A 22,886-nucleotide genomic window follows, 5' to 3' on the forward strand; every position below is an offset into this window, starting at 1 on the left:
ACAATCTCTGATACGAGCTGGCGTGCAGCGACAAAAGCGCTAGCCCTGCAACAGTTTCACCAACAGCGAACCGTTGTACAGCGCCTCTTTCACCAACGCTGCGCCGGGCATGGTGCCCTGATTGAAAAATTGCGTGGACTCAACCTGCAGCGCCTGGCTATAAATTGGTAAGGACTGCTGGAGAATACAGGACATGATCGCGGGATGCAGAATCTCCGCCGCACGGTTAAGCGGCGAGCCGATCAGGATCTTTTCCGGATTAAACAGATTGACCATTATCGCCAAAATGCGTCCGACGCTGTGCCCGACGCTTAAAATAATATCTTTAGCCAGTCGATCGCCGGTCAGCGCCGCATCGCACAAGGATTCCACCGTCAGCGGCTGATCGCGCAGCGTAGAACCAGCGGATACCTGCAACCGCTGCTGGGCTATCTCCAGCATATTCTCAATGCTGGCCACCGTTTCCAGGCAGCCGTGGTTGCCGCAATAACAGCGCTTGCCGTACGAATCGACCTGGGTATGGCCAATCTCCACCACCCGCTGGCTGCCGGTGTGCAGCACCCGCCCGCCGGTAATCACTCCCGCGCCGACGTTATGGTCAATCACTACCTGAATCACGTTCTGACAGCCGCGTGAGGCGCCGTACAGCGCCTCGGCCATGGTCCAGGCGCCGATGTCATGCTGCAGGAACACCGGCAAACCGGTTCGGGCCGACAGCGCCGGCCCCAGCGGCATATCTTCCACCGTATAAAACGGCATACGGTGCACAATACCATTGGCGGCATCGATCATCCCCGGCAGGGTGATGGCGATCGCCGTCAGGCGCTCCAGGAGACGCTGATGGCGACTGAAGAATTGATCGACTTCCGTCAGAATACGCGTCAGCAGCGGCTCGTCATGCTCCGCCGCCAGCGGCAGTTGCTCTTCCACCACCATTTTGCTACTGAGATCGCGCAGCGCCAGCGTAATGCTGCCGCGGCTGATGCGGGCGGACAGGTAGTGCCAGGCCTCGGTATCCAGCACCAGCCCGACGGCCGGGCGGCCGCGGCTGCCCACTTCCTGATATTCGGTCTCTCTGACCAGATGGGCTTCCAGCAGTTCGCGCACGATTTTGGTGATGCTGGCCGGCGCCAGCTGGGCGCGCTTTGACAGTTCAATTCGCGAAATCGGCCCGTGCTGATCGATCAGTCGGTACACCGCCCCTGCATTTGTTTGTTTGATCTGATCAATATGCCCAGGCTGAGCGTCCGCAATCACAAACCGGCTCCTACTATTTTTCGCGCTGCTAAATAAAGACTAAAGGGTATGGTGGAGCTTTTATAATAAAGCGTCAACTATTTGATTCGTTATGTGATTAGCAGCACAAATTCCGCTTTGTTTCAGTGAAGTTCATCGTATTTACGCCGGTTAAACCGGCGCTTCGGCGCGCGTCAGCATCATTTGCATCAGCGCACGGGCGGCAGCGGTTAACGGCCGCTGGCGATGGTGCACCAGCCAGACTTCGGTTTGCGCCTGCGGTTCGGCCAGCGGCAGGTATTTTACGCCGTCAAGCTTCACCCGGCCGAACGAAGCCGGCAGGATGGAAATCCCCAACCCGGCGGACACCAGGCCGATAATGGTCATCGCCTCGCCCACTTCCTGCGTGATATACGGCGTGATGCCGGCGTTCTCCAACAGCAGCAGCGTTTCATCGTACAGCGCGGTGCCGACCTCACGCGAGAAAAACACAAACGGCTCCTGCGCCAGATGGCTAAAACGCAGAGCATCCGGCGCCAGCTGCGCCAGCGGGTGCCCTTCCGGCACCACGGCCAGCATCGGTTCGCGCAGCAGCAGCGTGTGCCGCAAGGCATCCGGCAGCTTGGTATTGCGCATCACGCCCAGATCCAGCTCGCCGTTCAATAACGGTTCCAACTGTTGCTTGGTATTGATTTCACGCATTTTAATATGCACGTCGGGATGCTGCTGCCGGAATGCGCGCAGATTACGCGACACCGCGCCGATAAACGGCGCCGACGAGGTGAAACCGATGGTCAGTTCTCCCGATTCGCCGCGCTCCAGACGTGCCGCCTTTTCCGCCGCACGATTCACCTGGTCGATCACCTGCCAGGCCTCTTTCAGGAACATTTCGCCGGCCTGCGTCAGGCTGACGTTGCGGTTGTTGCGCGCCAGCAAACGCGCGCCGACCATCTCTTCCAACGCCTGTATCTGCTGGCTGAGCGGCGGCTGCGAAATCCGCAGGCGCTGGGCGGCGCGGCCAAAGTGCAGCTCTTCCGCAACGGCGATAAAGTAACGCAGGTGGCGCAGTTCGATATTCATATTTAAAACGTCTCAATTTTAATTATTAATATATTAGACAAAAAATTCGCCGCTCCCTATGATTTTATACAGCAACCATCGCTGTGTATTTCCGAAGTCCGGTAAGGAACCTGTGTGAATTCCCCAATGCGTTCTGCGGCCAAGACGCCGTCGACGCGGGCCGCCAATGATGAAACGGCGGCCGCTGCGCCAAAAACCCAACGCTCTTCGTTGAACAAACTCCCCTATATTGAACGCGGTACGCCGCAGTTTATGCGCGTGACGCTGGCGCTGTTTTCCGCCGGTCTGGCCACCTTCGCACTGCTGTACTGCGTACAGCCGATCCTGCCGGTGCTGTCGCAGGACTTCGGCATCTCTCCGGCCGAAAGCAGCCTGTCGCTCTCCTTCTCCACCGGGCTGCTGGCAATCGGCCTGATGTTTACCGGCCCGCTGTCCGACGCCATCGGCCGTAAATCGGTGATGGTGGTGGCGCTGCTGCTGGCGGCGGTGTGTACGCTGATCTGCGCGGTGATGACCAGCTGGCACGGCATTTTGCTGATGCGCGCGCTGATCGGGCTGTCCTTGAGCGGGCTGGCGGCGGTGGGCATGACCTACCTGAGCGAAGAGATTCACCCCAGCTTTGTGGCGTTCTCCATGGGGCTGTATATCAGCGGTAACTCCATCGGCGGCATGAGCGGCCGTCTGGTGACCGGCGTACTGACCGATTTCTTCTCCTGGCGCGTATCGCTGGCGGTAATCGGCCTGTTCGCGCTGATCGCAGCTTTTGTGTTCTGGCGCATTCTGCCGGCCTCTAAACATTTTCGCGCCAGTTCGCTGCGCCCGCGCACGCTGATGATCAACTTCAAGCTGCACTGGCACGATAAAGGGCTGCCGCTGCTGTTTGCCGAAGGTTTTCTGCTGATGGGCAGCTTTGTCACCCTGTTCAACTACATCGGCTATCGGCTGCTGGCAAACCCTTACCACCTGAGCCAGGCGATTGTCGGCCTGCTGTCGGTGGTGTATCTCACCGGTTCTTACAGTTCGCCGAAAGCCGGCGCGATGACGGCGCGTTTTGGCCGCGGCCCGGTGCTGCTGGGATCGATCCTGATTATGCTGAGCGGCATTCTTCTCACCGCGCTGGCGCCGGTGGCGGTGATCTTTGTCGGCATGATGCTGTTTACCGCCGGCTTCTTCGCCGCCCACTCGGTGGCCAGCAGTTGGATTGGCCGCCGCGCTCGCCGCGCCAAAGGCCAGGCCTCCTCGCTATATCTGTTCAGCTATTACGCCGGATCCAGCGTCGCCGGCACGCTCGGCGGCGTGTTCTGGCACAGCTTCGGCTGGAGCGGCGTGGTGGCCTTTATCGGCGTGATGCTGCTGCTGTCGCTGTTCGTGGTGCACTACCTGCGCAAACTGCCTGAAGCCGCACGCGTTTAACTCTGCCGCTGTGGGCGCGGCCCTCGCCGCGCCTATATTCTCCGCCCGTCTCACCTTGTCTGTCCTGTTTGGCCTTGACTACACCGTTATTCCCCTTATTTACCGTTGCTGAGGTTGCCCCCTTGGTTGGCCTGTCCTACAATGTATGTTGTAACTAAAATACGAGGTAGCGATGAGCAACTACGACCTGATTGCCCGGATGAACCAGTGCTTTAATCAATTGGAGGCGGCGCTGGCGGAACTCCACCAGCAGATCGTGCCGCTGCGGCTGCTGGCCGCGCGGGTGTTCAGCCTGCCGGAGATTGAGAAAGGTAAAGAACACCAGGCCATCGAACAGATCGCCGTTGAGCAGCACCTCGGCCAGGCGGCGCGCGACCTGGCGCTTGAGCACTACCAGCGGCTGTTTATCCATCACAATAAGCAGCACGTCAGCAGCAAGGCGGCGGTTCGCCTGCCGGGCGTGCTCTGTCTGGCGGTGGAGCCGCTGCAGTACGCCGCCCTGCAGCAACAGATCTCACGGATCAACCGTCTGAAGGCAGAACTGGAACATATCATCACCGTCGAATCCGGGCTGGCGCCGGAACAGCGCTTCGACTTTGTCCATACCCATCTTCACGGGCTGATCACCCTCAGCGCCTACCGCACCATTACCCTCCTCACCAACCCGGACTCGGTGCGTTTCGGCTGGGCCAATAAGCATATTATCAAGAAGGTAAAGCGCGACGACGTGCTGCAGCAGTTGGAAAAAAGCCTGAAGGCCGGACGCGCGGTGCCGCCGTATAACCGCCAACAGTGGGCGGAGCTGGTCAGCCGGGAAATTGACGACGTCAGCCGCCTGCCGCAGCAGGCAACGCTGAAGATCAAGCGCCCGGTCAAGGTGCAGCCTATCGCCCGGGTGTGGTATCAGCAGCAACAAAAGCAGGTGCAGCACCCCTGCCCGCTGCCGCTGCTGGCGCTGTGTCAGTTGGAGCGCGGCGCGGCGGTGCCAAAGATTGGCGAGCTGCTCAACTACGACGCCAACGCGGTAAAACATAAGCATAAGCCGCAGGCCAAACCGCTGCGGTTGGTGGTAAAGCGTCTGCACCTGTATACCGATGCGCCTACGCGCTGAGGGACTCCCCTTGAACAAGGGTTAATCCGCTTTACTATCAGGATTAAAGATACCGAACAGATATCGAAGCCGTGGGTATCGATGTAAACTGGATAATATTTGCCGAAGCCAAAGAATACAGAAAATTATTAGCCTTATCTGAAAGCATCAACGCCATAAATACCCCTAACGATGAACCTGTCGTTGCTTGATTAAGGAACAATCGCAATGAAACTCAACGCTAGCGTGCCACCAAATCGGATGAATCATGAGGAGTAAAATGGACACTGAAACGATTTATTTTATTTCCAGCCCCTCACCGACGCTCGGCCGCTCCCCACTCCACGGCATGGGCGGAGGGCTTTTTGGTCACTATAAAGAAGAGGAATACCTTGCCTGTTTACGACAAGGATTAAAAGAAAAGCACACTACATGGACCGTAGCCAGTGATAATACCGAATCCGATATAGAGAAGATTATCGCACAGCGGGTCAAACTCCTGGTTTGCGCCCCCGGGCTGCGCTTTCAGTTCTATAGCCAAGGATTTGAGCCAAAAAACATCATCCATCTCAGCACGATGGATTACGTTAATAATAATATTCAGCCGGTAATTAACCGTATAACGGCACTATGCCATGAGGAAAGTTTGAACCGATAATAACCACGTTCAAACAGGACCTGCCTCCCGGCAGGCCCATTTTACACCGCCCGGCAACCGCTACGGCTTCATACTGCCGACCATATTTTCCGGCCGCACCCACTGGCCGAACTGCTGCTCCGTCACATACCCCAGCTTCAGCGCCGCAGCCTGCAGCGTCAGCCCTTCCTTATGAGCCGTTTTGGCGATTTCTGCCGCCTTGTCATAGCCAATGTGGGTATTCAGCGCCGTCACCAGCATCAGCGATTCATTCAGCAACTGGCCGATGCGTTCGCGGTTCGGCTCGATGCCGGAGGCGCAGTAGGTGTTGAAACCGTTCATCCCGTCGGCCAGCAGGCGGATCGACTGCAGATAGTTATGGATCACCATCGGGCGGAAGACGTTCAGCTCAAAGTTACCCGATGCGCCGCCGATATTCAGCGCGACGTCATTGCCCAGCACCTGCGCGCACAGCATGGTCATCGCCTCACACTGGGTGGGGTTGACCTTCCCCGGCATAATCGAGCTGCCCGGTTCGTTCTCCGGGATGGCGATTTCGCCGATGCCGCAGCGCGGACCGGAAGCCAGCCAGCGGACGTCATTGGCGATTTTCATCAGCGAGGCCGCCAGCCCCTTCAGCGCGCCGTGCCCCTGCACCAGGGCGTCGCAGGTGGCCAGCGCCTCAAACTTGTTCGGCGCGGTGACGAACGGTTCGCCGGTCAGCTCCGCCAGCGCCTTGGCAACCCGCACCGCATATTCCGGATGGGTGTTAAGCCCGGTGCCGACGGCGGTGCCGCCCAACGCCAGTTCGGCGATATGCGGCACGCTGGCGTCGATATGCCGCAGGCTGTGCGCCAGCATCGCCGCCCAGCCGGAAATTTCCTGCCCCAGCGTCAGCGGCGTGGCGTCCTGCAGGTGGGTGCGGCCGATTTTAACGATGTCGTGAAACGCCTCGGCCTTAGCGCTCAGCGTACGCTGCAGCGTCTGCAGCGCCGGGATCAGCTGCTGACGCAGCGCAATCACGGCGGCGACGTGCATCGCGGTAGGAAATACATCGTTAGAGCTCTGGCTTTTATTGACGTCGTCATTGGGATGTACCCGGCGCCCCTCTCCCCGTTCGCCGCCCAGCAGCTCGCTGGCGCGATTAGCCAGCACCTCATTCATATTCATATTGGTCTGGGTACCGGAGCCGGTTTGCCAGATAGAGAGCGGGAACTCATCCGGATGCTGCCCCGCCAGCACTTCGTCCGCCGCCTGGATAATCGCCCCGGCGCGCTCGTCCGGCAACAGGCCAAGCTGCCGGTTAACTTCGGCGGCGGCGCGCTTGGTCAGCGCCAGCGCGTGAATCAGCGCGGTCGGCATCTTTTCCGTAGATATATGAAAGTGTTCCAGAGAGCGCTGCGTCTGAGCGCCCCACAGACGATCGGCCGGAACGTCAATCGCCCCCATCGAATCTTTTTCGCTACGCATGACTGCCATTACCTTCTCCTTAGTACATCGCCTAAAAACTCACCACTCCAGTATAGCGATATAATAATTATTCGCATTTAGCGAATGATGATGGCCCGCTTTTCGACTTATCCGCTTGCAAGCCCCCGAGCGGCGTTGTTTACTGGCGGCAATTCATTGTTCACTCAGGGAGTCATCATGCAAAAAATGACCAATACGGTGCAAAACTACGCCTGGGGCAGCCACGACGCGCTCACCAAACTGTACGGCATTGCCAACCCGCAGGGAAAACCGATGGCGGAACTGTGGATGGGCGCACACCCCAAAAGCAGTTCTCAGGTGACGGACGCCACGGGCGCGCAGCGCGCATTACGTGATGTTATTAATGAAAACCAACCGCAGCAGTTGGGGCGCCAGGTCGCCGAGCGCTTTGGCGAGCTTCCGTTCCTGTTTAAAGTGCTGTGTGCCGATCAGCCGCTGTCGATCCAGGTGCACCCCAGCAAATCCGCCGCAGAAATCGGTTTTGCCAAAGAGAACGCCGCCGGTATTCCTCTGGACGCCGCCGAGCGCAACTACAAGGATCCGAACCATAAGCCGGAGCTGGTATTCGCCCTGACGCCGTTTTTGGCGATGAACGGTTTCCGCCAGTTGGACGATATTGCCGCCCTACTGCAGCCCATCGCCAGCGCCCATCATGATATCGCCGCTTTCCTGCAGCAGCCGGACACGGAACGCCTGGCGAAGCTGTTCGCCGGCCTGCTCAGTATGCAGGGCGAACAAAAAGCCCGGGCGCTGGGCGTGCTGAAAGCGGCGCTCAACAATCAGCAGGGCGAACCCTGGAACACCATCCGCTTTATCGCCGGTTTTTACCCGGATGATAACGGCCTGTTCTCGCCGCTGCTGCTGAACGTCGTGCAGCTGGCGCCGGGCGAAGCGATGTTTCTGTACGCAGAAACGCCGCACGCCTATCTGCAAGGCGTGGCGCTGGAGGTGATGGCCAACTCGGACAATGTGCTGCGCGCCGGCCTGACGCCTAAATTTATTGATATCCCGGAGCTGCTGGTCAACCTGCAGTTCCGCCCGCAGTCCGCCGACGCGCTGCTGACCCGGCCGGAGCCGCGCGGCGACGAGCTGTTCTTCCCGATTCCGGTGGACGATTTCGCCTTTTCGCTGCATACGCTGTCCGCCGCGCCCCAGCCGTTGGCGCAACAGAGCGCGGCCATCGTATTCTGCGTGGACGGCGAAGCCATATTGGAACGACAGGATCAGCAGCTGCGGCTGCAGCCGGGCGAATCCTGCTTTATCCCCGCCTGCGAGTCGCCGGTGAGCGTCAGCGGCAGCGGCCGCATCGCGCGGGTTTATACTCTTTTGTCGTAACCATTTGGTAAATTTCAGCAAATGGGTTGCTAAAAGCAGGCGCATGCCTTCACAATTAAACGCCTGCGGGCGTTTTTTTGTTGGCCCTGTTCGCCTTGCGACGATGCAGCCACCGCTTACGCGCAGTGTTAAGCGCCACAGGAATGCCAAACCCTTTACAACAGGATGAGAGAACGATGAAAAATTCAGTCGTCGCCGTCGGCGTTATTGCGATTCTTGGCGCAGCATGGACCGGGGCTTCATGGTACACCGGTAAACTCATTGAGCAGCGGATGGGCGAAGTGGTGAGCAGCACCAACAGCCAGCTGGAAAGCTACCTGCCGCAGGCCGGCATCAAACTGAGCTATGAAGATTACCAGCGCGGCCTGTTCAGCAGCCACCTGCGCTTTGTCATCCGTCCGGACGGCACCGCCAGCGGCGAGCAGGCGGCGCTGCAGCCGGGTGAGGAAGTGGTGCTGCAGGAGGTGATCGACCACGGCCCCTTCCCGTTCGCCCAGCTCAAGCGCTTTAACCTGATCCCCAGCATGGCATCGGTACGCACCGAGCTGGCCAATACCCCGGCGGTGAAAACGCTGTTCGATATCGCCAAAGGCAAAGCGCCGTTTACCGCCGATTCACGCATTGCCTATAACGGCGATACCTCCACGGCGCTCAAGGTACTGCCGCTGGATTACCAGAAGGACGGCAACGCGCTGACATTCGCCGGCGCGGATCTGACCATTGACGTCGCCCGCGATCTGAAAGCGGTGCAGGTGGACGGCAGCAGCGACAGCGCCACGCTGTCCGGCCGTACCGAATTTGGCCAGACCGAGCAGATCACCCTACAGGGCATTACGCTGAAAACCGACACCCGCACCGGCCAGTTCGATCTGAGCCTCGGCGATCAGGCGCTGAACATCAAGCAGCTGAAAGTCGCGGTCGATAACAAAGAGGCGCTGACGCTGGACGGTTTCAATCTGGCGAGCAAATTTGGCGAGCAGGACGGCAACCTGAACGGCCAGATCGATTACACCATGGATGCGCTGAAGCTGCAGGGCGCCGACTTCGGCTCCGGCAAGCTGACGCTGAAAATCGACAAGCTGGACGGCAAATCGCTGAAAGAGTTCGCCGACCGCTACAATCAGCAGATGACCGCCCTGCTGCAGCAAAGCCAGTCGCTGCCGCCTGAAGCCTATCAGGAGCAGGCCAGCGCCATCGTGATGCAGAACCTGCCGCTGCTGCTGAAAGGCAACCCGACCATTAACGTTGCGCCGCTGAGCTGGAAGAACGGTAAAGGCGAAGGCACCTTCACGCTGAACCTGGATCTGGTCGATCCGACCCAGGGCGTCTCCCCGCAGGCGCCGGACGATCTGCTGCTGGCGCGCGCGGTGAAGAAACTCGACGCCAGCCTGAATCTTCCTGTGCCGATGGCGACGGAAGCCACCGCGCAAACCGCCAAACTGCAGGGCTACAACGCCGAAGAGGCGCAGAAGCTGGCGCAACAGCAGGTGCAGGGTCTGGCGGCCATGGGGCAGATGTTTAAGCTGACCACGCTGAAGGACGATGTGATCGGCTCCCGTTTCCACTATGCCGATAATCAGGTGGAGCTGAACGGCAACAAGATGTCGCTGCAGGAATTCCTCGGCATGTTCGGCATGCTGGCCGGCCCGGAACAGGGCGTACCGCCGGCGCCAATGCCAGTCCCGGCTCCGGCTCCGGCTCCGGCTCCGGCACAATAATCGCATTATGGGGGCTGTTACAGCCCCCTTTTTACGCTGTCTGTTCCCCCCCTCCATAAAATTTCGCCGCTGATCCTACTAAGCAAAGCTCATATTCCCGACTGAGAAAATAACGCCAATTATTTATATCTCTTGACTTACCATATGTCAGGAATATAGTTTTCATATTAAAAAAGAAACGCAGTTTCATATTTAAAACGAAGTTAACATATGGAACATAAATAAACAGCCTGTCTCGTGGGTAAAACAATTAGTTTCACCAATAAAACTAACGCCGTCATTATTTGTTGGCGGTACGCGCTCGCGCCAATAAAACATTGACTCTTTACCGGGGAAGATATGCGCAAGGTCATCGCTTTAATTTTACTTGCATCACCAATGTGTTACGCTGCGGAGAATGTCTCGAGCAAAAGCAACGCCGCGGCCACCGCGCCTGCAGTAAAAAGCAAATCGGCTTTTCCGCATCTGCATTGGCAAAGTGCTGACAATAAAAACAATCTGGATATTGGCGGCGCGCTGCGCGCTAATTATCGCTACGAAGATTGGGGTAGCAGCAATTATCGCAATCCGCCACATTTACGTTTTGATGCCTTTCGTATCGACGCCAGCGGAAATTATCAGGATGCTTTTTTCGATGCCGGGTTCTGGTTGCAGGATCGGCGAAAATACGCCATTGACCGCGCCTATATCGGCTATCACCTCAACCAACATGCCGATATTCAACTGGGTGCACCGTTCAAGCCTTTTGGTCTGATGCCCTATCCGCAATTTGGCTGGTCCTACGGTATCCCTTTCTATCTGGGATTTGGCGTTAATGCCGGGCTGGGAGCTAAATACCAGTATCACAGCAGCGATTGGACCTTTGATGCAGCCTACTATCCCCGTATGATGCCGGCCGGAGTGCGCTATGCGCCCGACGTGGGCAGCTACAATGATTTAAAGAATACCAACGCCGGCGCGCAGCGGTTGCAGCAGAACGAAAAGCGCGATCAGGTCAATCTGCGCCTGGCGCGCGAATTTCAGCAAGGCAACTGGCGCAATGAGCTGGGCGCCTCACTGGCGGCCTCTCGCCTGTACAATCAGGCAACCGGCGATAACGGCAGTTTCTGGGCCGCAGGTCTGCACACGCTGGTGAATCACGATCCCTGGCATTTATCCGGCCAGATTATCCGCTACTCCTATTCCGCCAAAGGGCCAAGCGGTGCGGACAACTCAACGATCCTGATGGGCGGCAATGGCCTGACGCCCTCTTATCTGATCCCGGCACAGGCCACAACGGCATCACTTAACCTGGCTCGCGATGTGGCGCTGGACTGGGGGCCGGTACAAAAGCTACGGTTTTACAATGACTACAGCGTGCTGTGGAAAGATGCAAACGGCGGTTCAGACTCGAAAATGAACACCCTTGGAGTACAAGTTTTCGCCCTGCCGGTGATGCTGTGGGTCGATCTGACCTGGGCGCAAAACGTCAACCCGTGGGGCGGTGCAGAAAATGCCACCGGCTGGACCAGCACACAATCTGCCGGCAGCAACAAATGGTATTTTCGCACCAACGTCAATATCGGTTATTACTTCTGAAACAAAGGAAACCCGGCCGCTATGCCGACGCCCGCTCAATCAGTTTCGGCGCCAGAATCACATCCTGCGGCGGCAGTTCGGGGGACTCAATCCGCTGCAGCAAACGGGCGGCGGCGCTGCGCCCGACGTCGCGCGCCGACGTGGAAACCAGCGTCAGCGGCGGTTCACTCAACGCCGCATCCGGCGCGTCGCCAAAGCCGATCAGCGCCACCTGCTGGCTGAGGAAACTGTCGATGCCGTCCGAGCCGATGCCGCGCCCGCTGCGGATAATGCCAAAATAGGCGCCCAGCGCCACCGAGGCTTTATCGCACACCATGGCGCTGATGTTGGGGTGCTGACGCAGCAGCTGTTCGGCGGCCAGCGCCGCCGCCTGTTGCTGGCTCTCACACTCGATAATCCACTCGCTGCGAAAAGGTAAACCGTACTGCACCAGCGTGGCGCAAAAGCCTCCCAGCCGCTCGGCGCGGGTCAGCGAGTCGCTGCGCCCGCCCAGATAGGCAATCTGCCGGTGGCCGCGTTTAATCAGGAATTCGGTGGCAATCTGCGCCGCCTGCATATTGTCCGGCCGCACCACGTCCACTTCCGCCACGCCGCCGGAGCGCGCGGCGCACACCAGCGGTACGCCCTGTTCAGCCGCCTGCGCCTGCAGGCCGTCGACAGCGCGTGCGCCCCCCGCCAGCACCAGTCCGTCGACGCCGTGCGTCAACAAGGTGTCAAAGCAGCGCATCAGCCCGGCGCCGTCGCGTCCGCTCTGCATCAAGAACAGCACCTTGCCCTGCGCTTCCAGCGCTTCGCTCAGGCCGGCGGTCATCTCCGCATAAAAAGGATCGCCGATATCACGCAGGATCAGACCAATCACGCCGGACGCCGCGCCGCGCAGCGTCGCCGCCTGTCGGTTGCGCACATAGCCCAGCTGTTCGATAGCCTGATGCACCCGCGCCACGGTAGCCGAAGAAATGCGCCCTTTGCCGCTCAGCACCAGCGAAACCGTACTGACGGACACCCCGGCGTGCTGTGCAACATCGGTAATGGTGATCTTTTTGATGGTGTAACCTCAACAAACGATGGCCATGGCGCTAAATGTATACCCATCAGTCCGATACAGTAAAACGATTTACCGGCTTTCTGTATAGCGGTGAAAAGTTCACCGTTTAATTGTGATAATCGGCGCATTTTTAATAGGTAAATCGTTTTATCTTATTTTTACCTTCGGCAGGCGCGCTTGCCTGCTCATTTTCATTCGCCAGGAGTCTCCGGTAATGCCAGCAAGTCAAAAACCCAAAGTTACCCTCTGGGAGTTTTTCCAGAGCCTGGGCAAAACCTTTATGCTACCCGTTGCGCTGCTCTCGTTCTGCGGCATTATGCTCGGTATCGGCAGTTCGCTCAGCAGCAGCGATGTCATCAGCCTGCTGCCGTTCCTCGGCCACCCTGCCTGCCAGCTGCTGTTTACCTGGATGAGCAAGGTGGGGTCTTTCGCCTTCAGCTTCCTGCCGGTGATGTTCGCCATCGCCATCCCGCTCGGCATGGCGCGGGACAATAAAGGCGTCGCCGCCTTTTCCGGCTTCGTCGGCTTCGCGGTGCTCAATCTGGCGACCAATTTCTATCTGACCGCCAGCGGCGTACTGCCCAGCAGCGATCCGCTGGTGCTCAAGGCGCATAATATCCAGAACGTGCTCGGCATTCAGTCGATCGATACCGGCATCCTCGGCGCGGTGCTGGTCGGCATTATCGTCTATCTGTTGCATGAGCGTTTTAATACCATCCGCCTGCCGGATGCGCTGGCGTTCTTCGGCGGCACGCGTTTTGTCCCGATTATCACCACCCTGACGCTTGGCGTGTGCGGGCTGGTAGTGCCGCTGATCTGGCCGTGGTTTGCCGCCGGCATTAACGGCCTGGGCTGGGTGATTAACGGCGCCGGCGCTTTTGGTCCGATGATCTTCGGCAGCGGTGAACGCCTGCTGCTGCCCTTCGGCCTGCACCATATTCTGGTGGCTCTGATCCGCTTTACCGACGCCGGCGGCACGCTGGACGTCTGCGGCCACAGCGTCAGCGGCGCGCTGACCATTTTCCAGGCCCAACTCTCCTGCCCGACCACCCACGGCTTTGCGGAGAGCGCCACCCGCTTCCTGTCGCAGGGTAAAATGCCGGCCTTCCTCGGCGGGCTGCCGGGCGCTGCGCTGGCGATGTATCACTGCGCCAAGCCAGAGAACAGGCATAAGATCAAAGGGCTGCTGATTTCCGGCGTGGTCGCCTGCGTGGTGGGCGGCACCACCGAACCGATCGAGTTCCTGTTCCTGTTCGTCGCGCCGTTCCTGTATCTGATCCACGCGATCCTCACCGGCCTCGGTTTTACCGTGATGGCGCTGCTTGGCGTCACCATCGGTAATACCGATGGCAACATCATCGATTTTGTGGTGTTCGGCATTCTGCACGGCACCGCCACCAAATGGTATCTGGTGCCGCTGGTGGCGGCCATCTGGTTCGCCGCCTACTACGCCATTTTCCGTTTCGCCATTTTGCGCTTTAACATTAAGACGCCGGGCCGCGACAGTGACAACGCCGGCAGCGCGGCGCACGCCCCGTCAGGTACGGTGGGCCAGTCGGGCTATAATGTTCCGGCGATCCTCACCGCGCTGGGCGGCGCCGGCAATATCGTTTCGCTGGATAACTGCATTACCCGCCTGCGGCTGTCGGTGGCGGATATCAGCAAGGTCGACGATGCGGCGCTGAAGGAGAACCGCGCCATCGGCGTGGTGCGCCTGAACGCGCACAGCCTGCAGGTGGTGATCGGCCCGCAGGTACAGTCGGTCAAAGATGAATTAGACTCATTGATAGCGGCAAGCCGGCCTGCAGCAGAACTGTCTGGAGCAACCCATGTTTGATTTTTCCACCCCGATCGACCGTCACGGCACCTGGTGCACCCAGTGGGACTATATCGCCGACCGCTTCGGCAGCGCCGATCTGCTGCCGTTCACCATTTCGGATATGGACTTCGCTACTGCGCCCTGCATTCTGGATGCGTTGCAGCAGCGGCTGCAGCACGGCGTGCTGGGCTACAGCCGCTGGCAGCATGAAGATTTCCTCGGCGCACTGCGCCACTGGTATCAGTTGCGCTTCCAGACCGCGATCGATACCGCCGACGCAGTGTATGGGCCATCGGTGATTTATATGGTTTCCCAACTGATCCGCCAGTGGTCAGCGCCGGGGGAATACGTGGTCACCCATACCCCCGCCTACGACGCGTTTTACAAGGCGATTCTCGGCAACCAGCGTCAGCTGTTGGCCTGCCCGCTACAGAAGGCCGGTAACCAATGGCATTGCGATATGGCCCACCTGGAGGCGCTGCTGGCCCGGCCGCAAAGCAAAATTCTGCTGCTGTGCAGCCCGCATAACCCGACCGGTAAAGTGTGGAGCGCCGAAGAGCTGCAGCAGATGGCAACGCTGTGCGAGCGCCATCAGGTTCGGGTCATCAGCGACGAGATCCATATGGATATGACCTGGGGCGAACATCGGCATCTGCCGTGGAGCCAGGTCGGTGCCTCGCCGTGGGCGCTGCTGACCTCCGGCTCAAAAAGCTTCAATATCCCGGCGCTGACCGGCGCCTACGGCTTTATCAGCGATGAGGCATCGCGCGACGCCTATCTGCACCAGCTTAAAGGCCGCGACGGCCTCTCCTCCCCGGCGGTGCTGGCAATTGTGGCGCATATTGCCGCCTACCGCCACGGCGCCCCCTGGTTGGACGCGCTGCGCGACTATCTGCAGGGCAACCTGCGCTACGTCGCCGAACGGTTTAATCAGGCCTTTCCGCAGCTGGCGTGGCAGCCGCCGCAGGCTACCTACCTGGCGTGGATCGACCTGCGTCCGTTGAATATTGACGACCATGCGCTGCAACAGGCGTTGATCGAGCGGGAAAAGGTGGCGATCATGCCCGGTTTTACCTACGGCGAAGAGGGGCGCGGCTTTGTTCGTCTCAACGTCGGCTGCCCGCGCAGCAAGCTGGAGGATGGCATGGACCGGCTGATCGCCGGCCTGCGGTTTGTGGCAACGCCAGTCTGACGCATCACGGCGGGCCAACGCCCGCCGTTGTCGATTACTGCACAGCAGGGATATCCGCCAGTTGACGATAGACCGTCAGTCCCAGCGCCTCAGCCACTTCCACGTCCTTATCCGCCCCTTGCGAAGCGCCCTCAATACGGTAAATCCCCTGGCACTGGGCAATCAGCCGATGCGCAACCGGATACAGGTAGGCCTCGCTGATCTCATCCCCCACCTGCTGTGAGCCGGCGGCGCCGGCCAGCGGCAGCGCCAGCCATTCGCCAATCACCGGCACATGCCCGCGCTGATAGACCGCCAGCGCCGCCTGCTCCAGACGATGCAGATTGGCGGCAATACGCGCCGTATTGCCGTTGGTGCCGCTGCGATAAGGGCCAGCAATCAGAATTTGTTGCGCTTTCATAAGGCGTTCTCCCAGTCAGGATTCAGAGCGATAAATTGTAATAACATGATGGTTTTGGCATCGACGATCGTTCCCTGTCTGATGGCCTGCAGCGCCTCTTTCAGCGTCATCTCCAGCACCTCGACATCTTCACCCTCATCCTCAAGGCCGCCGCCCTGATGCATACGCGCCGAGGCGTCATATTCACCGATAAAGAAATGCAGTTTTTCGGTCACCGAACCGGGGCTCATATAAGCCTCAAAGACTTTCCGCACGTTCTGCACGAAATAGCCGGTTTCTTCTTCGGCTTCTGCACGAATACGCTGTTCCGGCGACGCGTTATCCAGCAGGCCGGCCGCCGCTTCAATCAGCATGCCGTCGTGACCGTTGACGAACACCGGAAAACGAAACTGCCGCGTCAGGATCACCGTTTGCGCCTGGCGGTTGATCAGTAAAATCACGGCGCCGTCGCCTCTGTCATAGGTTTCACGGCTTTGCCGCTGCCAGCTGCCGTCGCGACGCAGAAAATCAAAGGTGTTCTTTTTCAGCACATACCAGTCATCGGATAACACCTGCGTTGACACTATGCGTACGCGATCTTTTGTTGGGATCATCTTGTCTGCTCCAAAGGGGTTGAGGGTCGCATTGATACTATCGTGCAGTTTCGTGTATGATCAAGATCATTCGTGCAAACAAAAAATTGACGGGGACGTATGCTGACCAGCCAGCGCAAGAAGCTAATCCTGGAGAAACTTGCCAGCGAGGGCCAGGTATTGGCCAAACAGTTAAGTGAGATGTTCGGGCTGTCGGAAGACACCATCCGGCGTGATTTACGCGAGCTGGACAGCGAAGGCTTACTCCAGCGCGTGCACGGCGGCGCGCTGCCGGTATCCCCCGCCATCGCTCCATTTGCCGAACGCAACAAGCAGGAGTCCGGTGCCAAACGCGCCATTGCCCGCGCCGCCGCCGCCATGATTTTGCCGGGCCAGGTGGCGATCGTGGACGGCGGCACCACTTCTGCCGAGCTGGTGAAACAGCTGCCGCTGTCTTTACAGGCGACCATTGTCACCCACAGCCCCAGCGTGGCGGTCGGGCTGGTGGACCACCCGCAGATCGAGGTGATCCTGATTGGCGGCCGGCTGTTTAAACATTCGATCGTCACCGTCGGCGCGGCCGCGGTAGAGGCGATGTCGCATATTCGCGCCGATCTCTACTTTATGGGCGTGACCGGCGTTCACCCTACCGCCGGTCTCAGCACCGGCGATTTGGAGGAGGCCTATATCAAACGCGCGCTGGCAGCGCGCGCGGCAGAAACCGTGGTGCTGGCTTCCGCCGCCAAACTTAACGCGGCCTCACAGTATGCCATCGGCGATATTACGCTGGCGCAGTCCATTATTGTGGAGCGCGCCACCGACGAGGCCTTGATATCCCCGCTGCAACAGGCGGGCGTCAGCGTCATTAAAGCCTGACGGGCGACATCTGCGCGCGCCGTTTAACGGTGCGCCAGACGCCGCTTACCGGCGAAAAATGCCAAATCCGCAATAAAATGCGATGAATCTCACATTTGTATTAAGTTTTTCCGAATTAGCGGAGCGCCCTTCCCATCAGCCCATGATTTCAGCGGCTAAATCAATCAACTCCTTGAATAAAAATAAAAAAACCTCAGCGTCCCCAGTATGGCCTGATTCTAGAAATGTGATTTAATTCGCAAAAAATGTCCATAAAACTAATGAGTCAATCGCTATAACGACGATTTTTGTCATTATTTTGTGATGTCGCTTGCAAATTTACCCCTATTTAAAATTCAACAATGACGTTAAAGCAACGAAGGGGGCCTACGATGAAAATCGGTATAGTGATTAGCGGCGGCGATGTCAGCGGTATTAATAATTTTATTTTTCAAATAGCCAATCTGACGCAGGCCGAAATAGTTTTATTTGACGGCGGCATTCCGGGGTTATTGGCAAACCGGCACCGCCCTATGACACAACGCGATCTGATCGATTATGCCATTTCCGCTATTCCGCTTCTTAGCTCCGGCAGAACCAGCCGGAAACTCTACGCATCGGAATATGAAGGCATCAGTAAACAACTCAAGGCACTGCGGATTGACGTCATTATTATGGCCGGCGGCGACGGCTCCCTGCAGTTTTTAAATACCCTGAGCGAATTTGGCGTCAACTGTTTTGGCATCGGCATGACCATTGATAATGACGTATTCGGCAGCAGCTATACCGTCGGTTTTTCTACCGCCTGCGAACAAATACTCAAAGAGGTCGCCAAATTACGTAATACCGGCAGGGCACTGCCCGGCCGCGTATTTATGTTGGAATTGCTTGGCGGATATTGCGGCGAACTGACTCTGCAGTCCGCCATTAAATCCAATGCCGATTTCGCGCTCATTCCGGAGTGTCAATATAACCTGCCGGAGCTGGCCGAGAGAATAAAACACAAGCTGACATCGCAAAACAGCGTAATTATTTTGTGTTCCGAGGGCTACACCAAAGAGTATTCACCGGGCTTCCAGGGGGCGATCGACACCATGATCAAGCAGCTGGAGCCGCATATCGGCGTCCGTATTCGCAAGACCATCGTTGGGTATGGCCTGCGCAACGGCGACCCCACCGGCGAAGAGATTTATCAAGGCACGCTGATGGCCAATGAGGTCGCGCGCTGCATTCAATCCGGCATGAAAAATAAAGCCATCGTGATTAATGCCGGCAATCAGGCAATTCCCATTGATTTAATCAGTATGAAAAAGCGTCTGGTAGATACCGAAGGGCACCATTACAAACTGGCCAAACAGTTAAATATTATTTGAGGAGCAACGTCATGTTAAAAATACTCTGCGTATGCGGCTGTGGTTTAGGTTCAAGCTTTGCTATTGAAATGAGCGCCAAGGCAGTACTCAAAAAACTAGAGATCGACGCGGATATCGACCACACCACTATTTCAGAAGCCGGAGCCTTTAAGTCCGATATTATTCTCACTCAAAAAACGTTTGCGGATATTCTCAATGCCGATGCCAGCGAGGAAGAAAAGAAACGGGTCATCATTCTTAATAAGCTGACGGATAAAGCGGAGATTGAGCAGAAGATCGTCGCGTTTCTTAAAGAACGGAATATGCAAGGGCTGCCATCATGAACAGCATGATAAATTTCATCGTAAAGGACCTGCTGGGTCAGGCATCGGTGCTTATTGCGTTGATTGCCATGTTAGGACTGCTGCTACAGAAAAAGTCCGCGGGTAAAGTGGCCGAAGGCACCTTTAAAACGCTGTTGGGTTTTTTAATCATGATGGCCGGCATTAATATTATCGTCGGCGCCCTGACCTATCTAAACGATATATTCACTCACGGTTTCGGCATGCACGGCTATATTACCGACGTCGCCGCAATAGCCGGGGTGGCTAATCGCGAACTGGGTTCTGAAGTGGCGCTGACGCTGTTGGTCATCTTTGTGGTCAATATCATCATCGCCCGGCTGACACCGTTCAAATATATCTTTCTGACCGGTCAGGCGCTGTTGTGGATGGCCACCATCGGCGCAGTGGTCGGCTATAAGGCCGGGCTGAGCGGGCTGCCGCTGATTCTGACCGGCGGGATCTTTGGCGGCGTGATGGCGGTGCTGATGCCCGCGCTGGCGCAGCCGGTGGTGCGCCGTATTACCGACGCCGACGATGTGGCGCTGGGACACTTCTGCACGCTGGGCTATCTGGTGCAGGCGGCGGTGGCCAAAGTGGTAGGCAGAGGCTCCCGCTCCACAGAAGATCTGCAGTTGCCGGACAACTTTAAATTCCTGCAGGACACCTATGTATCGATGGCGGTGGTGATGGTCCCGATGTACCTGATCCCGGCGCTGGCCGCCGGCCCGCAGTATATCGCCCAATACGCCGACGGCATGAACTACCTGATGTACTCCTTTATGCAGTCCATTCAGTTTGTCGCCGGGGTGTTCATCCTCTACAGCGGCGTACGCCTGTTGCTCAACGAACTGGTGCCGGCTTTCCGCGGCATAGCGCTGCGCATCGTGCCCGACGCGAAACCGGCGCTCGATTGCCCGGTGCTGTTTCCCTACGCCCCCAACGCGGTGATCGTCGGTTTTCTCGCCACCACGCTCGGCTCGGTCATCGGCATGATCGTCTTCCCGATGTTTGGCCTGGCGATGATTCTGCCCGGCCTGCTGACCAACTTCTTCGCCGGCGGCACCGCCGGGATCTTCGGCAATGCGCTGGGCGGACGGCGCGGCGCCATGATCGGCGGCGTCGTGCACGGCCTGTTTATCACCCTGCTGCCGGCGCTGTTAGTGCCCATGCTCGAAAGCTATGGCTTCGTCGGGCTGACCTTCAGCGACTCCGACGTCATCAGCAGCGGGCTGGTGCTGGGCAATGCTCTGCAGCACAACTGGCTGTTCGCCGGCCTGTTTATTGCTTTTGTCGCGCTTCTCGCGTGGTTCGTTAACGGTAAATCAACCAAGCACCATGAGGAAAAAGTCCATGAAACTTTATAACTTTCCCGCGTTGTTACAGCTGGCCAAAGCCCGCAACTACAAAGCGCTCGGCTCTTTCAACCTTCACTGTCTGGAAATGCTGCCCGCCTATTTCCGCGCGGCGCAGCGCGCCGACAGCCCGCTGATGATTCAGATATCCACCGGCACCGCCGAATATCTGGGTTATCAGTTGCTGGTCGACGCCGTCTCTTCTCTCGCCGCCAGCGAGCAGATACCAACCTGCCTGCATCTGGACCATTGCTCCGACCCGCGCGCGATCCGTACGGCCATCGACGCCGGGTTCAGCTCGGTCATGTATGACGGTTCCCACCTGAACATCGATGAGAATATCGCCAATACGCGCCTGGTGATTGAGATGGCCCGGCCGCGCGGCGTTTCGGTGGAGGCGGAACTGGGGGCCATCGGCGGCGCCGAGGATGGGAAGATGGTCGCCGCCGAAGACATCAGTTTCACCACGGTGGCCGATGCCAAGCGTTTTGTCGATGAAACCGGCGTCGATATGCTCGCCGTATCGGTCGGCACGGTGCACGGGTTGTATACCGGCAAGGCGCAAATCCAGCATCAGCGCCTGATGGAAATTACCGCCGCCACCGCTACGCCGCTGGTGCTGCACGGCGGTACCGGCGTCAGCGATGATGATATGCGCCGGGCGGTAAGCGGCGGCATTGATAAGGTTAACGTCGGCACGGAAATGAATGTGCAATGGGTCGGACGCTGCAAAGAAACGTTTGAGAAAGGCAAAGTCAGCGACAGCGTACGTAAATTTCTGATCCCGGCGAATGAAGCGGTGACTAATGTATTAACTGAAAAAATGAATTTATTTCGCTGAATAATTTTATTCCCTTTTAAACGTTGAAAGAAAATCATGCCTGGCGCCCCGGCGCGCTCCGGGGCTGGAGACAACCATGTTTAAATTTATGAAGCGGCATAAAACGGTGATTGCCGATGACGATCAATATCACCGGGAGGCGGCGCAAATCGCGGAAAGTATCGCCCGCCAGGAACGCCAGTTAGACAGCCATCCGCAGGACGGCGAAATACAGAAACAATTAATGTTGGAATATAACCGGGCGCTAAAAATATACGCTAAAAGTAAAGCGTATCGCGATCGGGTTGATGAACTCTTTGTGAAGATTGATGAGTTACGCAATGTCATAAGAAAAAGTATCTGAGGACCAGCTATGTCGATAAAACAATTGTTGATCGAAGCCGACGCCATCCAGCTCGGCGTTAAGGAGCAGGACTGGCAACGGGTGATTACCCTGGCGGCGCAGCCGCTGGTGACACAAGGTTATATTGAAGCATCCTACTGCCAGGCGGTTATCAACAATACGCTGGCGCATGGCGCATATTACGTTTTTGATGAAGGCATCGCCATTCCTCACGCACGGCCCGAGTGCGGCGTGATTAAGAACTGCTTTAGTCTGGTGGTGCTTGACCAGCCCATCGCTTTCCAGGGCAGCGAAAAAGCCGATATCGTGATCCTGTTCGGCGCCACCAGCAGTGATGACCACATTGAAGCCGGCCTGCGTGCGATTGTTGAATGGCTGGACGACCCGCAGACGATGGCAAAACTGCGGGCCGCAACCCAACGGCAGCAAGTTGTGGAGATCTTATGAGTGCAGCATTCTCTACCAACGGCAATAAATGCGTCATTTTGGTCAACGGCGTTCCCGCCTCGGGGAAAAGCACCGTGGCTCGCCACATTGCCGAACGCTTTGGTTTCCCCTATCTGACCATTGACGGCATCAAAGAGCCTTTTATGGAGCTGTTCGCCCCGGTCGATCGCCAGCTGAACCGTAACATCGGCCGGGCGGCGTATCAGACGATCTGGTCGATTGTCGCGCATGCGCCGGCGAACTGCGTCTATGTGATTGACGCCTGGTTCGGTTTCCAGCCCAGAAGTGAATTGCAGCGCTATCTGCAGCAGGCCGGGATCGCGCACGTCGTGGAAATCTGGAACCAGATATCAGGCGATCTGGCGGCTGAACGCTATGCCAGCCGCTTGCACCAGCGTGCCGACGGCCACCCCGGCGCGGAGTATGTACCGGAATTGCGCCAGTTGGCCGAGCGCGCGACGCCGATGGCGCTGGGGCCGGTGCTGACGCTCGATCAGTCCCAGCCACTCTGCCTGCCGCATATTGAACGCTGGCTGCAGACGCACCGCCTGCAGCCCGTCCACGCGCACTCAGAACGGCGGTCCGTTGCGGCGCTTGGGGTGCGCGACTGATCCGACGCAACGGCAGGCTTGCCTCTGCCGTTGCATAAAAACACGCCACAGCGCGGCTTTATTGTGATTGTGGTCACTTTTTTATGTAACGGCATGGCTATTTTCATCAAATTGTTTTTATACTGTTCTGCACTT

The 22,886-nt window shown here is 57.8% G+C and carries 22 protein-coding genes; 16 read left to right on the plus strand and 6 right to left on the minus strand.

Annotated features, from left to right (window positions below):
• Positions 1 to 39: 39 nt before the first annotated feature.
• Complete coding sequence (locus TAN611_RS12385; protein WP_105231268.1) at positions 40 to 1,257, minus strand: ROK family transcriptional regulator; 1,218 nt, start codon at positions 1,255 to 1,257, stop codon at positions 40 to 42.
• 150 nt (positions 1,258 to 1,407) lie between these two features.
• Positions 1,408 to 2,316, minus strand: coding sequence for a LysR family transcriptional regulator (locus tag TAN611_RS12390; protein ID WP_105231269.1), 909 nt, complete (start codon positions 2,314 to 2,316; stop codon positions 1,408 to 1,410).
• 126 nt (positions 2,317 to 2,442) lie between these two features.
• Here TAN611_RS12390 and TAN611_RS12395 point away from each other — a divergent pair, with 126 nt between their 5' ends.
• The 3 genes from TAN611_RS12395 to TAN611_RS12405 all read left to right on the plus strand — a co-directional run bounded on the left by TAN611_RS12395 (position 2,443) and on the right by TAN611_RS12405 (position 5,477).
• Complete coding sequence (locus tag TAN611_RS12395; protein ID WP_172606340.1) at positions 2,443 to 3,729, plus strand: MFS transporter; 1,287 nt, start codon at positions 2,443 to 2,445, stop codon at positions 3,727 to 3,729.
• A gap of 172 nt (positions 3,730 to 3,901) precedes the next feature.
• Positions 3,902 to 4,840, plus strand: a complete 939-nt coding sequence (gene tus / locus TAN611_RS12400) for a DNA replication terminus site-binding protein (RefSeq protein WP_187044630.1) — start codon at positions 3,902 to 3,904, stop codon at positions 4,838 to 4,840.
• 259 nt (positions 4,841 to 5,099) lie between these two features.
• Positions 5,100 to 5,477 carry a hypothetical protein gene (locus tag TAN611_RS12405; protein ID WP_234008573.1) on the plus strand — a complete coding sequence of 126 codons (378 nt, stop codon included), beginning with the start codon at positions 5,100 to 5,102 and terminating at the stop codon, positions 5,475 to 5,477.
• A 60-nt stretch (positions 5,478 to 5,537) separates the two neighbouring features.
• On the opposite strand, the gene fumC is transcribed toward TAN611_RS12405, so the two are convergent.
• The gene (gene fumC, locus TAN611_RS12410; RefSeq protein WP_105231272.1) at positions 5,538 to 6,935 is read right to left on the minus strand and encodes a class II fumarate hydratase; all 1,398 of its coding nucleotides are present in this window, start codon (positions 6,933 to 6,935) and stop codon (positions 5,538 to 5,540) included.
• Between the two features lie 168 nt (positions 6,936 to 7,103).
• On the opposite strand from fumC, the gene manA reads away from it, so the two are divergent.
• The 3 genes from manA to TAN611_RS12425 all read left to right on the plus strand — a co-directional run bounded on the left by manA (position 7,104) and on the right by TAN611_RS12425 (position 11,578).
• On the plus strand, positions 7,104 to 8,282 hold the full coding sequence (manA, locus tag TAN611_RS12415; RefSeq protein WP_203066516.1) for a mannose-6-phosphate isomerase: 1,179 nt from the start codon (positions 7,104 to 7,106) through the stop codon (positions 8,280 to 8,282).
• Between the two features lie 176 nt (positions 8,283 to 8,458).
• Positions 8,459 to 10,000: a YdgA family protein gene (locus TAN611_RS12420; protein ID WP_203066517.1), complete on the plus strand. Its 1,542-nt coding sequence runs from the start codon at positions 8,459 to 8,461 to the stop codon at positions 9,998 to 10,000.
• A 339-nt stretch (positions 10,001 to 10,339) separates the two neighbouring features.
• Positions 10,340 to 11,578, plus strand: coding sequence for a hypothetical protein (locus tag TAN611_RS12425; protein ID WP_203066518.1), 1,239 nt, complete (start codon positions 10,340 to 10,342; stop codon positions 11,576 to 11,578).
• A gap of 19 nt (positions 11,579 to 11,597) precedes the next feature.
• Here TAN611_RS12425 and malI read toward each other — a convergent pair whose 3' ends face one another.
• A complete protein-coding gene (malI, locus tag TAN611_RS12430; RefSeq protein ID WP_111737015.1) occupies positions 11,598 to 12,623 on the minus strand; it encodes a Mal regulon transcriptional regulator MalI in 1,026 nt (341 codons plus the stop codon).
• Between the two features lie 214 nt (positions 12,624 to 12,837).
• On the opposite strand from malI, the gene malX reads away from it, so the two are divergent.
• Entirely contained in the window at positions 12,838 to 14,460 is a 1,623-nt protein-coding gene (malX, locus tag TAN611_RS12435) for a maltose/glucose-specific PTS transporter subunit IIBC (protein ID WP_203066519.1), read from the plus strand.
• Complete coding sequence (locus tag TAN611_RS12440; protein ID WP_203066520.1) at positions 14,453 to 15,634, plus strand: MalY/PatB family protein; 1,182 nt, start codon at positions 14,453 to 14,455, stop codon at positions 15,632 to 15,634. Before malX ends, TAN611_RS12440 begins: the two co-directional genes overlap by 8 nt.
• Before the next feature lie 34 nt (positions 15,635 to 15,668).
• Here TAN611_RS12440 and TAN611_RS12445 read toward each other — a convergent pair whose 3' ends face one another.
• Positions 15,669 to 16,034, minus strand: a complete 366-nt coding sequence (locus TAN611_RS12445; protein WP_111737012.1) for an NUDIX hydrolase — start codon at positions 16,032 to 16,034, stop codon at positions 15,669 to 15,671.
• On the minus strand, positions 16,031 to 16,627 hold the full coding sequence (locus TAN611_RS12450) for an NUDIX domain-containing protein (protein WP_197949601.1): 597 nt from the start codon (positions 16,625 to 16,627) through the stop codon (positions 16,031 to 16,033). Before TAN611_RS12450 ends, TAN611_RS12445 begins: the two co-directional genes overlap by 4 nt.
• Positions 16,628 to 16,726: 99 nt before the next feature.
• On the opposite strand from TAN611_RS12450, the gene TAN611_RS12455 reads away from it, so the two are divergent.
• The 8 genes from TAN611_RS12455 (at position 16,727) to TAN611_RS12490 (ending at position 22,751) form a co-directional block, all read left to right on the plus strand.
• Positions 16,727 to 17,482 carry a DeoR/GlpR family DNA-binding transcription regulator gene (locus TAN611_RS12455; RefSeq protein WP_203066521.1) on the plus strand — a complete coding sequence of 252 codons (756 nt, stop codon included), beginning with the start codon at positions 16,727 to 16,729 and terminating at the stop codon, positions 17,480 to 17,482.
• Positions 17,483 to 17,853: 371 nt separating this feature from the next.
• Positions 17,854 to 18,834 (plus strand): 6-phosphofructokinase, encoded by a 981-nt coding sequence (locus tag TAN611_RS12460; RefSeq protein WP_187044625.1) that lies wholly within the window; start codon positions 17,854 to 17,856, stop codon positions 18,832 to 18,834.
• An 11-nt stretch (positions 18,835 to 18,845) separates the two neighbouring features.
• On the plus strand, positions 18,846 to 19,157 hold the full coding sequence (locus TAN611_RS12465) for a PTS sugar transporter subunit IIB (protein ID WP_105231285.1): 312 nt from the start codon (positions 18,846 to 18,848) through the stop codon (positions 19,155 to 19,157).
• The gene (locus TAN611_RS12470; RefSeq protein WP_111737009.1) at positions 19,154 to 20,521 is read left to right on the plus strand and encodes a PTS sugar transporter subunit IIC; all 1,368 of its coding nucleotides are present in this window, start codon (positions 19,154 to 19,156) and stop codon (positions 20,519 to 20,521) included. The genes TAN611_RS12465 and TAN611_RS12470 overlap by 4 nt, the downstream gene beginning before the upstream one ends.
• On the plus strand, positions 20,508 to 21,350 hold the full coding sequence (locus TAN611_RS12475) for a class II fructose-bisphosphate aldolase (RefSeq protein WP_105231287.1): 843 nt from the start codon (positions 20,508 to 20,510) through the stop codon (positions 21,348 to 21,350). Before TAN611_RS12470 ends, TAN611_RS12475 begins: the two co-directional genes overlap by 14 nt.
• A 76-nt stretch (positions 21,351 to 21,426) precedes the next feature.
• On the plus strand, positions 21,427 to 21,693 hold the full coding sequence (locus TAN611_RS12480; RefSeq protein WP_105231288.1) for a hypothetical protein: 267 nt from the start codon (positions 21,427 to 21,429) through the stop codon (positions 21,691 to 21,693).
• Positions 21,694 to 21,702: 9 nt separating this feature from the next.
• A complete protein-coding gene (locus tag TAN611_RS12485) occupies positions 21,703 to 22,140 on the plus strand; it encodes a PTS sugar transporter subunit IIA (protein ID WP_203066522.1) in 438 nt (145 codons plus the stop codon).
• Positions 22,137 to 22,751 carry an AAA family ATPase gene (locus tag TAN611_RS12490; protein WP_105231290.1) on the plus strand — a complete coding sequence of 205 codons (615 nt, stop codon included), beginning with the start codon at positions 22,137 to 22,139 and terminating at the stop codon, positions 22,749 to 22,751. Before TAN611_RS12485 ends, TAN611_RS12490 begins: the two co-directional genes overlap by 4 nt.
• Positions 22,752 to 22,886 lie beyond the last annotated feature (135 nt).

Source organism: Serratia sp. Tan611, from assembly GCF_905188235.1.
In the GTDB taxonomy this organism is placed as follows: Bacteria; Pseudomonadota; Gammaproteobacteria; order Enterobacterales; family Enterobacteriaceae; genus Serratia_B; species Serratia_B rhizosphaerae.

Excerpts from the sequence above, each read along its gene's own strand:
- manA (WP_203066516.1), top strand. The coding sequence starts at position 7,104 with ATGCAAAAAATGACCAATACGGTGCAAAACTACGCCTGGGGCAGCCAC.
- malX (WP_203066519.1), top strand. The coding sequence starts at position 12,838 with ATGCCAGCAAGTCAAAAACCCAAAGTTACCCTCTGGGAGTTTTTCCAG.
- TAN611_RS12425 (WP_203066518.1), top strand. The coding sequence starts at position 10,340 with ATGCGCAAGGTCATCGCTTTAATTTTACTTGCATCACCAATGTGTTAC.
- TAN611_RS12420 (WP_203066517.1), top strand. The coding sequence starts at position 8,459 with ATGAAAAATTCAGTCGTCGCCGTCGGCGTTATTGCGATTCTTGGCGCA.
- TAN611_RS12395 (WP_172606340.1), top strand. The coding sequence starts at position 2,443 with ATGCGTTCTGCGGCCAAGACGCCGTCGACGCGGGCCGCCAATGATGAA.
- fumC (WP_105231272.1), bottom strand. The coding sequence starts at position 6,935 with ATGGCAGTCATGCGTAGCGAAAAAGATTCGATGGGGGCGATTGACGTT.
- TAN611_RS12405 (WP_234008573.1), top strand. The coding sequence starts at position 5,100 with ATGGACACTGAAACGATTTATTTTATTTCCAGCCCCTCACCGACGCTC.
- TAN611_RS12485 (WP_203066522.1), top strand. The coding sequence starts at position 21,703 with ATGTCGATAAAACAATTGTTGATCGAAGCCGACGCCATCCAGCTCGGC.
- TAN611_RS12455 (WP_203066521.1), top strand. The coding sequence starts at position 16,727 with ATGCTGACCAGCCAGCGCAAGAAGCTAATCCTGGAGAAACTTGCCAGC.
- TAN611_RS12490 (WP_105231290.1), top strand. The coding sequence starts at position 22,137 with ATGAGTGCAGCATTCTCTACCAACGGCAATAAATGCGTCATTTTGGTC.
- TAN611_RS12450 (WP_197949601.1), bottom strand. The coding sequence starts at position 16,627 with ATGATCCCAACAAAAGATCGCGTACGCATAGTGTCAACGCAGGTGTTA.
- tus (WP_187044630.1), top strand. The coding sequence starts at position 3,902 with ATGAGCAACTACGACCTGATTGCCCGGATGAACCAGTGCTTTAATCAA.
- TAN611_RS12445 (WP_111737012.1), bottom strand. The coding sequence starts at position 16,034 with ATGAAAGCGCAACAAATTCTGATTGCTGGCCCTTATCGCAGCGGCACC.
- TAN611_RS12480 (WP_105231288.1), top strand. The coding sequence starts at position 21,427 with ATGTTTAAATTTATGAAGCGGCATAAAACGGTGATTGCCGATGACGAT.
- TAN611_RS12470 (WP_111737009.1), top strand. The coding sequence starts at position 19,154 with ATGAACAGCATGATAAATTTCATCGTAAAGGACCTGCTGGGTCAGGCA.
- TAN611_RS12390 (WP_105231269.1), bottom strand. The coding sequence starts at position 2,316 with ATGAATATCGAACTGCGCCACCTGCGTTACTTTATCGCCGTTGCGGAA.
- TAN611_RS12465 (WP_105231285.1), top strand. The coding sequence starts at position 18,846 with ATGTTAAAAATACTCTGCGTATGCGGCTGTGGTTTAGGTTCAAGCTTT.
- TAN611_RS12475 (WP_105231287.1), top strand. The coding sequence starts at position 20,508 with ATGAAACTTTATAACTTTCCCGCGTTGTTACAGCTGGCCAAAGCCCGC.
- TAN611_RS12460 (WP_187044625.1), top strand. The coding sequence starts at position 17,854 with ATGAAAATCGGTATAGTGATTAGCGGCGGCGATGTCAGCGGTATTAAT.
- TAN611_RS12440 (WP_203066520.1), top strand. The coding sequence starts at position 14,453 with ATGTTTGATTTTTCCACCCCGATCGACCGTCACGGCACCTGGTGCACC.